The following is a 14,780-nucleotide window of genomic DNA, read 5'->3' as shown; positions in this document are numbered from 1 at the left end:
CACCTTTTTTTTGATATTTTTTACAACATTCATCTTTAATTTTACCTTTGTTTTTTTTATTTGAATGCTGTTCCCATTCAAAATTATAATTAAAAATGTCTAAAGGTTTTTGCACTGTGATTTTTTATTTAGAATGATTTTAAACAAAAATACAAATACTTTGACAATCAGTCTAAAAAAATATTTTTTTTATATAATTAATCGAACTCCGCCTAATTCTTCAATTTTATAAGGAAACTTATCACTTGGAGAGCCAATAAACATAAAATTAATTGGGATATTCCATTTTTTAGAAAGCTCTTTAATTAGTTGAGGACTAAATTTACCATCTATAAGCACAAATTCAATTTTAATTTCTGGATATTCTCTTCCTAAAAAGTCTATTTCCAAAGGCAAATTATCTGGAACTTTCTGATCATTTTCTAAGGCTAAAACAATTTTAATTTTTTTAGTATGTTCATTTTTTATAATATAAAGCATTACTTTATTTAATGAAGCTATATTATCTCCTTTTGTAAAAAATACAAATTCTTGAGAATTAATTTTATTTATTGTAAAAAGTATTTTTTTATCAATTTTAAATACAAAATTTCTAACAGGATCAAAAATTGTATGTATAGTATTTAACAATAACTTTAGAAGGATTGTTCTATTCAACATAATCATTATAAAAATAATGGATGGAATAAAGTAATCAAGAAAAATGGTTAAGTTACTTGGTAAATCACCTTTAGGTTTCATAGTTATATTTCCAATAAGCGCTATGGTAACAGCAATAATGGCTAATAAAACTGAGAGCCAAGATGCTTTTTCTGGTCGAGGTAATTTATTCCTTTTAACTTTTAATAAAATATTACCAATACCAAATAAAACCATTACAGATAAAAATGAAATAGTATAAACACCAGCTAACAGTTTTACATTTCCATTGGTAATTAACAATACAGAAACTGACAAAAAGAAGAACATTAAAATAATTCTATATGAGCTGCCTTGTTTGTTTTTTTTCAAGAAAAATGGAGGTAAAATTCTATCTAAAGTCATACGCTCTAATAGCCCGGAAACTCCTACAAAACTTGTAAGCACTGCTCCGCTTAGAACTAAAAAAGCATCTACAGATATTAGTGTAGCTACCCATTTTCCACCAACATGTTTTCCCATTTCAACCAATAACGTATTTTGAAATTCGGAGCTTTGTAATACTGGAACTGTAAATAAAGCTAATGCTAGTATTGCCATTAAAGGGTTGATAATACTTACAATAATCCACATGTTTTTTAATGTTTTTGGGAAAACACCTTTTTTTTGTTCTTCAACAAAATTAGCAGAACTTTCAAACCCAGAAACTCCTAACATTGAAGCTGCAAACCCAAAAAAGATAGCATTAGAAATACTTCCATTATTTTCTGAAAAATGCCAGTTTTTAATAAGCAATTCAATTCCGTTGTTGGTTATTAAAAAGTATATAATAAATGTACTTAATATCAATAATGAAGTTAAATGGAAAAGGAAAATACCTATAGCTACTCTAGCAGATTCAGTTATTCCTCCAATGGTTAAAATTGCAAATAATGCCAACAATACAATTGTAGCTATAATAATAGGTAAAGAAGGAATTAAATGGTGTAAATAATGAATTCCTTCATTTGCAGAAATTACAGCTGTGGCCATATATGAAAGCAATGTTAATGTTGCAGCAAAAGAAGCCATTCTTTTACTAGTAGTATTTAGTAATGCATTGTATGCCCCACCGTTTAATGGTAATGCTCCTACAACTTCGCCATAAATTTTCCTAAAAAGAAATAAAACAACTGAAACAATAAGTAAGGTTATCCAAGCGTATTGACCTGCAAAAGCAATTGCTAAGGCAGAAACATATAAAACTGAAGAACTTATGTCGTTACCACAAATGGCTGTTGCAGCTAATTCATTTAACTTTTTATGAATTTTTTTAACTTCCATTACTCAAAATTTTTAACTATAATATTAAGAAAAAAAAACCTCGATTAATTTATCGAGGTTTTTTATTTAAGTTTTTTTTAAATCTAATTTTAAATTTAATTCATCTAATTGTTGGTCATCAATTTTTGAAGGAGCATCAATCATTATGTCTCGCCCACTATTATTTTTAGGGAAAGCTATAAAATCTCTAATGGTTTCTTGTCCTCCAAGAATGGCAACTAATCTATCCAATCCAAAAGCTATTCCACCGTGTGGAGGCGCTCCATATTCAAAGGCATTCATTAAAAATCCAAATTGTTCTTTTGCTTGTTCAGGAGTAAATCCTAAATGACCTAACATTAAAGCTTGTGTAGCCTTATCGTGAATTCTTATAGATCCTCCACCAATTTCATTTCCATTTAAAACCAAATCGTAAGCATTTGCTCTTACTTTTCCAGGATCAGTGTCTAATAGTGTCATATCCTCTGGTTTAGGTGAAGTAAATGGATGATGCATTGCATGGTAGCGTTCGGTTTCTTCATCCCATTCTAATAAAGGAAAATCTACAACCCATAAAGGTGCAAATTCATTAGATTTACGTAAACCTAAACGTTCAGCTAACTCCATACGTAAAGCACTTAATTGAGTTCTAACTTTATCAGCATTACCAGATAGTACACAAATTAAATCGCCAGATTTTGCTCCAGTTACTTGTGCCCATTTTGCTAAGTCGTCTTGAGTGTAAAATTTATCAACTGATGATTTATAAGTACCATCATCATTACAACGAGCATAGACCATACCTAAAGCTCCAACTTGAGGGCGTTTTACCCATTCAATTAATTTATCAATTTCTTTTCTAGTATAAGCATTTCCACCAGGTACTGCAATACCAACAACTAATTCTGCATTGTTAAAAACACCAAAATCTTTATGCTGTGCAACTTCATTTAATTCACCAAACTCCATCCCAAATCTAATATCTGGTTTGTCGTTTCCGTATTTTTTTATAGCCTCGTCATAAGACATACGAGGAAATTTAGTTACTTCAACACCATTAATTTCTTTTAACAAATGACGTGTTAACCCTTCAAATGTGTTTAAAATATCTTCTTGTTCCACAAAAGCCATTTCACAGTCTATTTGTGTAAACTCTGGTTGTCTGTCTGCGCGTAAATCTTCATCTCTAAAGCATTTTACAATTTGAAAATACTTATCTATTCCGCCAACCATTAATAGTTGTTTAAAAGTTTGAGGAGATTGAGGCAATGCATAAAATTGTCCTTCATTCATTCTACTAGGTACTACAAAATCTCGTGCTCCTTCAGGTGTAGATTTAATTAAGTACGGGGTTTCAACTTCAATAAAACCACTATCAGATAAATATTTTCTTGTTTCCATCGCCACTTTGTGACGGAAAATCAAATTATTTTTTACAGGATTTCTTCTAATGTCTAAATAGCGATATTTCATTCGAAGTTCATCACCACCATCAGTTTCATCTTCAATTGTAAAAGGAGGGATCACCGATTTGTTTAAAATGGTTAATTCTTTTACTAAAATTTCGACTTCACCAGTCGGTATATTTTTGTTTTTAGAAACACGTTCAATAACCTCTCCTTTAATTTGAATTACAAACTCACGTCCTAAAGTTTTAGCTCTTTCTACCATTTCTTTTGGAGTACGTTCTTCATCAAAAATTAATTGTGTAATACCATAGCGGTCACGTAAATCTACCCAAATCATAAATCCTTTGTCACGTGTTTTTTGCACCCATCCAGCTAAGGTAACTTCTTCACCAACATGTTTTAATCGTAATTCTCCGTTAGAATGTGTTCTATACATTGTTAAAATTTTATTAGAAAGTGCAAATTTAATGATTTCACACATAGATTATACACATATCACTTTATTTTTTGGAACTTCTATAGAGAAAATAGTTAATGGTTACATTTTTAATTTGGTAAGTAAATAACATCTTTCTAGAATTTGAGTTGATGTTAATACTTAGGCAATAAAAATCTTTGTAAATTTGCAACGTATGAAAGCAATTAATTTATTAGAAAAATTTCAACTTTTTAGTGAACACTGGACACCAAAAAAAATTGGAGAACTCAATGGGCAACAAGTACTATTAGCTAAATTAAAAGGAGAGTTTATTTGGCATACTCATGAGCATGAAGATGAACTTTTTTTAATTATTAAAGGAAAGTTGAAAATTGCATTTAAAGATACAACCATTGAACTTAATGAGGGGGAAATGTACATTATACCAAAAGGAATAGCCCATAAACCAATTGCTGAAGAAGAAGTTCATGTACTACTTTTTGAACCCTTAGAAATTAAACACACAGGGAATATTACAAGTAATTTAACCGTTAAAACATTTGAAACTATATAAATGAGTGTATTACATATTGGCGAAGAGATTAGAGAAAAGGTGGCGAAGTACCAACATAAAAAAGCCATTTATTATAAAAATAATGTATCAAAAAATTGGGAAGGAATAACTTGGAACAGCTTAGGAAAAAGAGTGGAAGAACTTTCTAAAGCGCTTATAAATTTTGGAATAGAAGCAAAACACAATATTGCAATTTTTGCTGAAAATATGCCTAATTGGATTATTGCTGATATTTCAATTATGAGTATTAGGGCTGTTACCATTCCTATTTATGCAACAAATTCAAAAAACGATGTTGAGTATATTATTAATGATGCAGAGGTAAGTTTATTGTTTGTAGGAGATCAAAATGAATACGATAAAACCTTTGAACTTTTGGAAACTTCTAAATATCTAAAGCTAATAGTTGCATTAACTCCAAACATAGTGCTCCAACCTTCTAATCAGTCAATTTATTTAGAAGATTTTGTAACATTTAAGCCAAAAGAACATCTTGAAGTTGAGCTTCAAAAAAGATATTTTAATGCGGCTTCAGATGATTTAGCCAGTATTATATATACCTCTGGAACTACTGGCGAACCGAAAGGAGTTATGTTAGATCATACCAATTTTTTAGAATCATTAAAAGCCCATGATTATGAATTAAATGTTTCAGAAAAAGATGTTTCATTAAGTTTTTTACCATTAAGTCATATTTACGAACGTAGTTGGGTATTCTTTTGTTTACACAGAGGAATTGAGGTTTATTTTAATCAAGATCCTAAACAAATTGCAACGGTTTTAAAAGAGGTAAAACCTACAATTATGTGTACAGTGCCAAGAATTTTTGAGAAAATTTTTGCAGCAATTCAAGACAAAAGAAAAGAAGCTTCACCTACTAAAATGAAATTAGCAAGCTGGGCCTTAGGTATTGGAAATAACTATTACAATAAGCATAAACGATTTGCTAAAAAGATACCATTGCCGTTAAAATTAAAATACAAAATAGCCGATAAATTGGTGTTGAGTAAATTGCGTGAAGTTTTTGGAGGTCGTATAAAATTTATGCCTTGTGGAGGAGCTCCATTAGCAGCTGATATGGTTTCGTTTTTTCATTCTTTTGGATTGAATATAAAATGTGGATATGGATTAACCGAAACTACTGCTACAGTTTCATTATTTGGAGATACGCATTTTGAATTTAATTCAGCCGGAAAAACAATTCATGGCTCACAAATAAAAATTGGCGATAATAATGAGATTTTAGTTAAAGGGCCAGGTGTAATGAAAGGGTATTATAAAAAACCAGAAGAAACAGCTAAAGTTTTTAAAGATGGTTGGTTTTGTACAGGTGATGCTGGGATTATTGATGAAAAGGGGAATTTAATGATTACAGATAGAATTAAAGACTTAATGAAAACTTCGGGAGGTAAATATATAGCTCCTCAAAAGTTAGAAACCGCATTAATTAACGATTCGTTTATTGAACAAATTGCTGTAATTGGAGATCAACAAAAATATGTTACGGCATTAGCTGTACCTAGTTTTGAAAATTTAAAAAAATATGCTTTAGAACACAAAATTACGTTTAAAGATATTGAAGATTTAATTGCAAACAATCAAATAAAAGATATGTTTGAAAAGCGTATTGAAGAACTTCAAAAAGAATTTTCAAGATTTGAAAAAATAAAAAAAATTACCTTATTACCTAAAGAATTTAGTATTGAAACAGGGGAAATAACCGCAACGTTAAAATTAAAACGAAAAGTAATTCAAAAAAAGTACAAAGAACTTATTGAAAAAATGTACTCAGATTAATTTGTAATTTTTAAAATTGTAAGGGTTACTTACAGAAAAAAATTCTTTTAACTAAAATAATGTGTTATTTGTCTAATATTTTTTAGTGCTTTTTATATTTATTGGATATTTATATTTTAATAAATCATAAAACGTAATAATGATTCAATATAGTTATAAAAAAGTTTCAAGTTTAATTTTGATTCTTTTAATCACCACCGTACAATTTGCACAACAAAGAACTGGAAATATTGTAGAATATTTTGGTAAAGAAAAAGTAGATGAAATTAGTGAAGGAAAATTACTTCATGTTTTTAAAACAGGACTGGCATTAAAAATTCAAGACTACTCGTTTAATTCATCTTCATTTCCTAAAGAACCAGTTTTTGATAAATTTTTAATGAATCCTAATTTAAAAGTATCAAAAGATGAGGTTTTTGATATTGATTATTTAGGAAATGAATTAAAATGGAAAGCTATTTCAACTGATAAAAGCAATACATTTAATAATGAAGATTTAAGATCGAGTTATGTGTATTTAACCTATAAATCTAACTCTGAAAAAACAGTACTTTTTGAAGCTTCAGGGCACACAATGTTGTTGATAAATGGATTACCACATGAAGGAGATCATTATGATTTTGGATGGAACTTAATTCCGTTAAAATTAAAAAAAGGAACCAATGTTTTTGTGTTAAAAGTTGGAAGATTTCCAAGAATTAGAGCACGTTTAATTGAACCTCAAAAACTAGTTCAATTTACCTCTAGAGATCTTACTATGCCCGATTTATTGGTTGAAGAAACTAAAGAATATAAAGGAGCTATTAGAGTTATAAACGCATCTACTAATTGGGTGAAAAATTATACCATAAGTTCAGAGTTATTGGGAAATAGTAAAGACTCAAAAGTTATTGCTATTCCACCAATGAGTGTACTTAAAGTCCCTTTTTCAATAGCTTCAGTAGCAAAAGAAACAACTTTTGGAAAAGTAGATTTAAATTTGGAGTTAAAAAATAATAAAAAACAAGTTGTTTCAAAACAACAAGTTAAGTTAGAAGTTAAAACAAAACATCAGCATCATAAAAAAACTTTTGTTAGCAGTGTTGATGGGAGTGTTCAATATTATAGTGTTGCTCCTTCCACAGATAAAAATTCAGAAAAACAAGCATTATTTCTTTCAGTACATGGAGCATCGGTTGAAGCAGTGAACCAAGCAAATGCTTATGAGAAAAAAGATTGGGGAAATGTGGTGGCACCAACTAACCGTAGACCTTTTGGTTTTGCATGGGAAGACTGGGGACGTTTAGATGCTTTAGAAGTTTTAGCAGATGCCAAGTCAATATATCAACCAAATCCTACAAAAATTTATTTAACAGGTCATTCTATGGGAGGTCATGGAACTTGGTATTTAGGAGCTACGTATCCAGATAAATTTGCTTCTATTGCACCTTGTGCAGGTTATCCAGACTTGTTATTATACCGTGATAGTTTTTTGAATAGAACTTTAGAACTTCCACAAGAAGAGCTAACAGCTAGAGGAATGACGCCAGAAGTTGTTCAACGTTTAAAAACACCTTACGTTCCAACTGAAGTTGAAAAATTAATGAAAAGAGCGGGTACTCCAAGTAGAACTTTAAAATTAATACGAAACTATTTACACTTTGGAGTATATGTTTTACATGGTGAAAAAGACAATGTAGTACCAACATTTATAGCAAGGGATATGCGAGAGCGTTTGGGTAAATTCCATAACGATTTTACCTATTATGAATATCCAGACGGAACACATTGGTACGGAAATCATAGTTTAGATTGGTACAAAATTTTTAATTTCTTTAAAGAACGTACACTTAGAAACCCTAACGATATTAAAAAATTAGAATTTTATACGGGATCTCCAGGAGTTTCAGCAACATCTAATTTTATCACTATTCATCAACAAAATAAGCCTTTTGAAGTAAGTTCGTTTAACTTTTCTAAAGAAAATTCATTTAAAATAGCTACAAATAATGTTAGTTTAATGGAAGTTGATTTAACAAAACTAAGCGACACAATTACCACAATTTTTGTGAATGAAAAAGAGGTTGCTGTAAACACTAATTCAAAAATATTTTTGAAAGCAGTAAACGGAGACTGGACAATTACCAAAGCCCCATCATTAAAAGAAAAAGGACCTCATAGAAACGGTGGTTTTAAAGATGCATTTAGACATCATGTAGTTTTTGTATATGCAACCAAAGGCTCGGCAAAAGAAAATGAATGGTACTATAATAAAGCGAAATTTGATGCAGAAACTTTTTGGTATAGAGCAAATGGAACTATTGAAGTGATAAAAGATACAGATTTCAATGCTAAAAAATATGCTGATAGAAACGTAATTATTTACGGAAACAAAAGTAACAATGCAGCTTGGAATAAATTATTAAAAGATAGTCCAATACAAGTTGATAACAACATAGTAAATTTTGGAACTAAAAAATTAACTGGAAATCAATGGGGTATGTATTTTACAGTTCCAAGAAATGATAGCGATTTTGCTAGTATTGGAGTGGTTACTGCAACAGGAGAAAAAGGAATGAAAGCTGCTTATGCAAATCATTATTTGGTAAATGGAACCACTTTTCCAGACGTATTGTTGTTTGATGATACAGTAATTAATAATGGAGATAAAGCAGTAAAATGTGCAGGTTTTTTTGGAAACGATTGGTCTATTGAAAAAGGAGACTTTAAATGGAATTAAATTTGGTTTTTTTAAATTGATGTTTGAAAAGAGGTGTTTTAATTTTTAAACACCTCTTTTTTATAAAGCAAATAAATTGTTATATTTAAAAACAGCAGTAACTTTGTTGATTTATAAAACAACTTAAATTTTGAAATCAAAATTATATTTAGTCCCAACACCAATTGGTAATTTGGAAGATATGACTTTTAGAGCGGTAAAAGTTTTAAAAGAAGTTGATTTAATTTTAGCTGAAGATACTCGTACTAGCGGAAAATTATTGAAGCATTTCGAAATAACTACACATATGCATAGCCACCATATGCATAACGAACATAAAACGGTTGACAACATTGTTAAACGAATACAAAATGGAGAATCGGTAGCATTAATATCTGATGCAGGAACTCCTGCCATTTCCGATCCTGGATTTTTATTAACAAGAAGTTGTATTGAAAATAATATTGAAATAGAATGCTTGCCTGGAGCCACAGCTTTTGTGCCAGCCTTGGTAAATAGTGGATTGCCAAATGATAAATTTGTATTTGAAGGATTTTTACCCGTAAAAAAAGGTCGACAAACACGGTTGACTTTTTTAGCTGAAGAAACCAGAACTATGATTTTTTACGAATCACCTCATAAACTATTAAAAACACTCACAAATTTTGCAGAATATTTTGGAGAAAATCGTCCGATTTCAGTATCAAGAGAATTGACCAAATTATACGAGGAAACGGTAAGAGGAACAGTTGCTGAGTTGATAGAACATTTTACAAATAAACCTCCAAAAGGAGAATTTGTAATTGTGGTTGGAGGTAAAAAATAATTACCGATAGAAATTAAAAAGCCAAAAAGTTTCATAAACTTTTTGGCTTTTTATGTAAATTATTTTTTTATTAAAAAAGATGAATCAATAGCTCATTTCAACTATTTTTTCAACATCACTTGGACTAACTTTTCCGTGTTCACCCAAACCTTTCCAGCCACGTTCTTCAAAGCGTTTTGAAATTTGTTGAGCAGTTCCTTGGTAATCCTCAGTATATTCCGATAATTTAGTTTTTATCCCTAATGATTGGAAAAATTCGGTTGTTTTTTTAATTCCTGCTACTGCTTTTTCTTCTGGTGTTCCTTCGGTAACATTCCAAACACGTTCAGCATATTGTGCTAATTTATCCTTTTTGTCTTCTAAATTATAGGTGTAATGACTTTCAGCAATAATAGCTAATGTTCTAGCGTGATCAATTCCAAATAAGGCGGTTAATTCATGTCCCATCATGTGAATAGCCCAATCTGACGGAACTCCTTGTTGAATCAATCCGTTTAAAGCCATAGTGCAACTCCACATAAAGTTTGACGCAGCTTCATAATCAGAAGTGTCATTTAATATGGTAGGAGCAACTTCAACCAAGGTTTGTAAAATACTTTCAGCAAAACGATCTTGTATTTTTGCATCTACTGGATAAGTCATATATTGTTCTAAAACATGAGTAAAAGCGTCTGCCAATCCATTTGCAATTTGACGTTGTGGAATTGATTTTACTACTTCAGGATCTAAAACTGAAAATACAGGGAACAAGCCTGGACCACCCATTGCTAATTTTTCTTGAGTTTCAGCTCTTGTAATTACAGCACCAGAATTCATTTCAGAACCAGTGGCTGGCAAGGTAAGTACAGCGCCAAAAGGCATCCCATTTAAAGATCTAATATTTTTTGTTAAAATATCCCAAGGGGTATCTCCTTCAAATAAGGCAGCTGCTGATAAAAATTTTGTTCCATCAATAACTGAACCTCCGCCAACGGCTAATAAAAAAGTAATATTTTTTTCTTTAATTACTTTTAGAGCTTCCATTAAAACAGCGTATTCTGGATTTGCTGGAATTCCACCAAATTCAATCACTTCAAAATTTGAAAGTGCAGATGTTACTTGTTCATAAACTCCGTTTTTTTTAATACTTCCACCTCCATAAAGTAATAATACTTTAGAGTTTTTTGGAATTTCAGTTGAAAGGTTTTCAATTTGACCTTTACCGAATAAAATTTTTGTCGGATTTTTATATTGAAAATTATTCATAATTAAAGCTTTTTATATTTAGTATTTAGGCAATTTCGGTCACTAAATCTTCGGTGCTTTTTCTAACTTTAGGAAGATTTACTAACCAGTCGTTTTCAGCATCTCTGTAACCAATAGGTAATAGTACACAACTACGAAGCCCTTTTTCACGTAACTTTAGAATTTTATCCACAGCTTCAGGTTCAAAGCCTTCAATTGGGGTCGAATCAACGCCCTCATATGCTGCGGCAATGATAGCAGCTGAAAAAGCAATGTATGCTTGTTTTGCTGCGTGGTTAAAGTTAATTTCAGGATCTTGTTGTGGGTAAAAACTTAATAGTTTTTGACGATATGCTTCCCAGCCTTCGTTTTTAAAACCACGAACTTCATTTACTAAATCAAACATTTTATTAATTCTTTCTTCAGTATAGGTATCCCAAGCAGCAAAAACTAACAAATGAGAACAATCTGTAATCATAGATTGATTCCAAGAAACAGATTTAATTTGCTCTTTGATTTCTTGATTTGTGATGACCAAAATTTCAAAAGGTTGTAAACCGCTTGAAGTTGGCGCCAAGCGAGCAGTTTCAATAATATTATCTATTTTTTTTTGAGATACTTTTTCACCATTCATAGCTTTGGCTGCGTACCTCCATTTTAATTTATCTAATAATTCCATAATTTTTATTGTGAATTTACTTTTTTAGTTATTTTTTTGATATAATTTGATGTTATAATTTTATACTATCCCAAGCAATGTTAAAAGCTTCTTTTAGCTTTTCATTATTCAATGGGCAATGTTCTTTATGTTGAGTATTGGTTAAAAATGCTAGAGGATAAATTGTAAACGCATACATTAAATATGGTGAAACAGGCTTAATAATTTTTTCTGAAACGCCTCTTTCCCATAAGTTAACTAAAGGTTGTAAATGTTTTAACCCTTCACGTTTAATATTTTCATCAATAATAGGGGTGTTGTCACATTGAGATAAAAAATTAGATTCCTCTGTTTGGTTTAATTTAAACTTAGCAATGTTATACCATATTTGTTTAAAGCTCTCTTTAACGCATTGTTCTTCATTATAATTTTTAAATGCTTGAGCACTAAAAACAGCCTTCATTTCTAAATACAGCTGATTGATTAAATCTTGTTTGTTTTCAAAATAAATATAAATAGTTGCAGGAGACATTTCAGCCATTTTTGCAATTTTGGACATAGGAGCGTCATGAAATCCATTATTATTCACTAAGTGAAGTGTGGCTTTTAATAACGCTATCCTTTTTTTATCACATTTTTGTCGAATTGCCATAAAACTCAATTTAGTATTTTGATGCTGCAAATATACATAAAAAAACCTACAAAACGAATATTCATTCATTTTGTGAATTTAAAATTATGTTAAATTTAAAATATAGTACTTTTGTTTTTTAAAATATTATGGCAAAAATTAAGAAAAAGCAAAATTTACTTCACCCCAGAAATAAACACCAGCAAGGGTATAATTTTACAGAATTAGTTGAGATATATCCAAATTTAAAGCAAGTTGTTTTTACAAATAATTTTGGAACTACTACTATAGATTTTGCAAATGCAGCAGCTGTTAAACTATTAAATACTGCATTATTAGTTAAACATTATCAGATAAATTATTGGGAGTTCCCCAATGAAAATTTATGCCCTCCAATACCAGGAAGAGTAGATTACATACATTATTTAGCAGATTTATTAAATGAAACAAGACTTATAAATAATGTTAAAATTTTAGATATCGGTACTGGAGCAACTTGTATTTATCCATTATTAGGAAATGCAGAATATGGTTGGAGTTTTGTAGGTACTGACATTGATAAAAATTCTTTAGCAATTGTAAATAATATTGTTAAAACAAATAAATTATCCAATCAAATAAAATTAAAATATCAACAAAATAGTGCTCAAATCTTAAAAGGTATTTTAACTGATAATGATAAATTTTCTGCAAGTATGTGCAACCCACCATTTTATAAATCACAAGAAGATGCAAAGGAAGCTAATTTGAAAAAGTTAAAAGGGTTAGGAAAAATGAATGAGGGGAGAAACTTTAGTGGAAAAGCACAGGAATTATGGTATAAAGGAGGAGAAAAAGCTTTTATTCACACATATTTATACGAAAGCTCATTATTTAAAACTCAATGTTTTTGGTATACTACATTAGTTTCTAAAAAAGAAAATGCAGAAAGTATGTTTCCTTCCTTAAAAAAATTAGGAGCTACAGAAATAAAAATAATTCCTATGTATCAAGGGAATAAAGTGACACGAATTATAGCTTGGACCTTTTTAACTAAGGAAGAGCAATTAAAATGGGAAACTAGTTAACACTAATGTTGATGAAAAGCGTCAGAAACAAATGATAACACAGCAGGTAAAGATTCTCTCCAATAAGTCCAAGTATGTGCTCCATCTCTAACTCTATACTCATGTGGTACGTTTTTTTTTCTTAAGGCAATATGAGCCAAGCTATTGCCTTCATATAAAAAATCGTCATCTCCACAATCAATAAACCATCTAACCGATTTTAAATCATCTAGAGTTTTATTTTCTATTAATGAAATTACATAATGTTGTTCAAAATAGGTTTGTATTTTTGTTTCATCTGTAATACTACTATTGTTGTTTTTAAGACGATTTTTAAAACTTTCTAAAGAAAGAGGCCCTAAAGAAGCACTTAATGGACATGCAGAGGAGAATAATTCTGGATGATGTAGCGCATATACAAATGTACCTCCACCACCCATTGAGAGTCCGGCAATGGCTCTAAACCTTTTATCGCTTTTAATTCTGTATGTTTTTTCAACATATGGCATAAATTCTTTAAAAAAGAAATCTTCATACAACCAATGTTCTTCAATAGAATTAAAATACCCTTTTTTGCCAGTATTAGCATCGGGCATAACAACAATCATTGAAGTTGAAGTACCTTCTTTTATGGATTTATCAGCAATATGAAGTATTTCACCAAATTGCACCCAACCTGTTTGATCATCACCAGAACCATGTAATAGGTAAAGAACTGGATAACTACGTTGTGAAGTTTCATAATCAGGAGGTAGGTAAACAGCAAATTTACGCTCTCCTTTTAAAATTGAGCTTTTCATCGTTAAATTATCGTACACTTTTCCATTTTGACTGAAACTTATAAGAACAGAACAAATGCTAAAAATTAAAAGGAGTTTATTTTTCATTGTTTTATACGGTGATAATTAAAATACTAAAAATAATAAATTTTCAATAAAAATAGGCTCATTTTAATACGTGTTAATAATGCAATTTTGCATTGTAAATCATAAGTAAATTCATTTAATAAACTTCATTCATTTTTTGGAGAAATTGTAATTTTAATAAGAAATAATTTATTCATGTTAAACCCTAAAATTGGAATGGAAGATTTAAAATTTAGAGTACAAGCACATAGTGAAAACTCAACTAAAACAGTAGTAAAAGCAAGAGGTTTTGAAATAATACTTGATGAACCTGCAAGTTTAGGTGGTACTAATGAGGGAGCAAACCCTGTGGAATACATACTTGCAGCCTTTTGTGGATGTATAAATGTTATGGGACATGTAATTGCTAAAGAAATGAATTTTGAGCTAAGAGGAATGAAAATTAAAATGTGTGGAAGCTTAAATCCTGAACGATTGTTTGGAACTTCATTTACTGAACGAGCAGGGTATAAACAAATTGAACTTTCAATTGAACCAGATTGTGATGCTCCAATTGAAGTATTAGAGGAATGGTTAGAAAGAATAGAAGATAGATGTCCGGTTTCTGACAATTTAAGTAATAGAACTCCAATGAACTTATTGTTAAAAGGAAAATTTCATTCTATTCAAAAAATAAGTGAATTAAATTAAAT

Annotated in this window: 12 protein-coding genes; 6 read left to right on the top strand and 6 right to left on the bottom strand. The window is 30.1% G+C overall.

What is annotated here, in order from left to right:
* Window positions 1–189 precede the first annotated feature (189 nt).
* Together ACFQZW_RS05040 and aspS are read right to left on the bottom strand one after the other, a co-directional pair.
* Window positions 190–1,962: an APC family permease gene (locus ACFQZW_RS05040; RefSeq protein ID WP_386781595.1), complete on the bottom strand. Its 1,773-nt coding sequence runs from the start codon at window positions 1,960–1,962 to the stop codon at window positions 190–192.
* Between the two features lie 66 nt (window positions 1,963–2,028).
* A complete protein-coding gene (aspS, locus tag ACFQZW_RS05035; RefSeq protein WP_386781594.1) occupies window positions 2,029–3,786 on the bottom strand; it encodes an aspartate--tRNA ligase in 1,758 nt (585 codons plus the stop codon).
* A gap of 196 nt (window positions 3,787–3,982) precedes the next feature.
* Between aspS and ACFQZW_RS05030 the strand changes: the two genes are divergently transcribed.
* The 4 genes from ACFQZW_RS05030 (at window position 3,983) to rsmI (ending at window position 9,663) form a co-directional block, all read left to right on the top strand.
* Window positions 3,983–4,342: a cupin domain-containing protein gene (locus ACFQZW_RS05030; RefSeq protein WP_298285377.1), complete on the top strand. Its 360-nt coding sequence runs from the start codon at window positions 3,983–3,985 to the stop codon at window positions 4,340–4,342.
* Window positions 4,343–6,139, top strand: a complete 1,797-nt coding sequence (locus tag ACFQZW_RS05025; RefSeq protein ID WP_386781593.1) for an AMP-dependent synthetase/ligase — start codon at window positions 4,343–4,345, stop codon at window positions 6,137–6,139.
* 139 nt (window positions 6,140–6,278) lie between these two features.
* Complete coding sequence (locus tag ACFQZW_RS05020) at window positions 6,279–8,858, top strand: carboxylesterase family protein (protein ID WP_372801538.1); 2,580 nt, start codon at window positions 6,279–6,281, stop codon at window positions 8,856–8,858.
* Window positions 8,859–8,988: 130 nt separating this feature from the next.
* Window positions 8,989–9,663, top strand: coding sequence for a 16S rRNA (cytidine(1402)-2'-O)-methyltransferase (gene rsmI / locus ACFQZW_RS05015; protein WP_298262897.1), 675 nt, complete (start codon window positions 8,989–8,991; stop codon window positions 9,661–9,663).
* Window positions 9,664–9,747: 84 nt separating this feature from the next.
* On the opposite strand, the gene ACFQZW_RS05010 is transcribed toward rsmI, so the two are convergent.
* Genes ACFQZW_RS05010 through ACFQZW_RS05000 form a run of 3 tightly spaced genes read right to left on the bottom strand, consistent with a single transcriptional unit; the run spans window position 9,748 to window position 12,197 of the window.
* Window positions 9,748–10,908, bottom strand: a complete 1,161-nt coding sequence (locus ACFQZW_RS05010; RefSeq protein WP_386781592.1) for an iron-containing alcohol dehydrogenase — start codon at window positions 10,906–10,908, stop codon at window positions 9,748–9,750.
* 25 nt (window positions 10,909–10,933) lie between these two features.
* The gene (locus ACFQZW_RS05005; RefSeq protein ID WP_386781591.1) at window positions 10,934–11,566 is read right to left on the bottom strand and encodes a nitroreductase family protein; all 633 of its coding nucleotides are present in this window, start codon (window positions 11,564–11,566) and stop codon (window positions 10,934–10,936) included.
* Window positions 11,567–11,618: 52 nt separating this feature from the next.
* A complete protein-coding gene (locus ACFQZW_RS05000) occupies window positions 11,619–12,197 on the bottom strand; it encodes a TetR/AcrR family transcriptional regulator (protein ID WP_298262900.1) in 579 nt (192 codons plus the stop codon).
* Window positions 12,198–12,325: 128 nt separating this feature from the next.
* On the opposite strand from ACFQZW_RS05000, the gene rlmF reads away from it, so the two are divergent.
* Complete coding sequence (gene rlmF / locus ACFQZW_RS04995; RefSeq protein WP_386781590.1) at window positions 12,326–13,243, top strand: 23S rRNA (adenine(1618)-N(6))-methyltransferase RlmF; 918 nt, start codon at window positions 12,326–12,328, stop codon at window positions 13,241–13,243.
* Between the two features lie 2 nt (window positions 13,244–13,245).
* On the opposite strand, the gene ACFQZW_RS04990 is transcribed toward rlmF, so the two are convergent.
* Window positions 13,246–14,109 (bottom strand): alpha/beta hydrolase, encoded by an 864-nt coding sequence (locus ACFQZW_RS04990; protein ID WP_386781589.1) that lies wholly within the window; start codon window positions 14,107–14,109, stop codon window positions 13,246–13,248.
* Window positions 14,110–14,283: 174 nt separating this feature from the next.
* Between ACFQZW_RS04990 and ACFQZW_RS04985 the strand changes: the two genes are divergently transcribed.
* Window positions 14,284–14,778, top strand: a complete 495-nt coding sequence (locus tag ACFQZW_RS04985; protein ID WP_298262903.1) for an OsmC family protein — start codon at window positions 14,284–14,286, stop codon at window positions 14,776–14,778.
* The last annotated feature ends 2 nt before the right edge of the window (window positions 14,779–14,780 follow it).

The sequence above is a fragment of the Lutibacter aestuarii genome, assembly GCF_042676885.1.
Taxonomy (GTDB): domain Bacteria; phylum Bacteroidota; class Bacteroidia; order Flavobacteriales; family Flavobacteriaceae; genus Lutibacter; species Lutibacter aestuarii.
The sequence above is the reverse complement of the archived record's forward strand: the minus strand, read 5'-3'. Positions and strand labels throughout refer to the sequence as shown.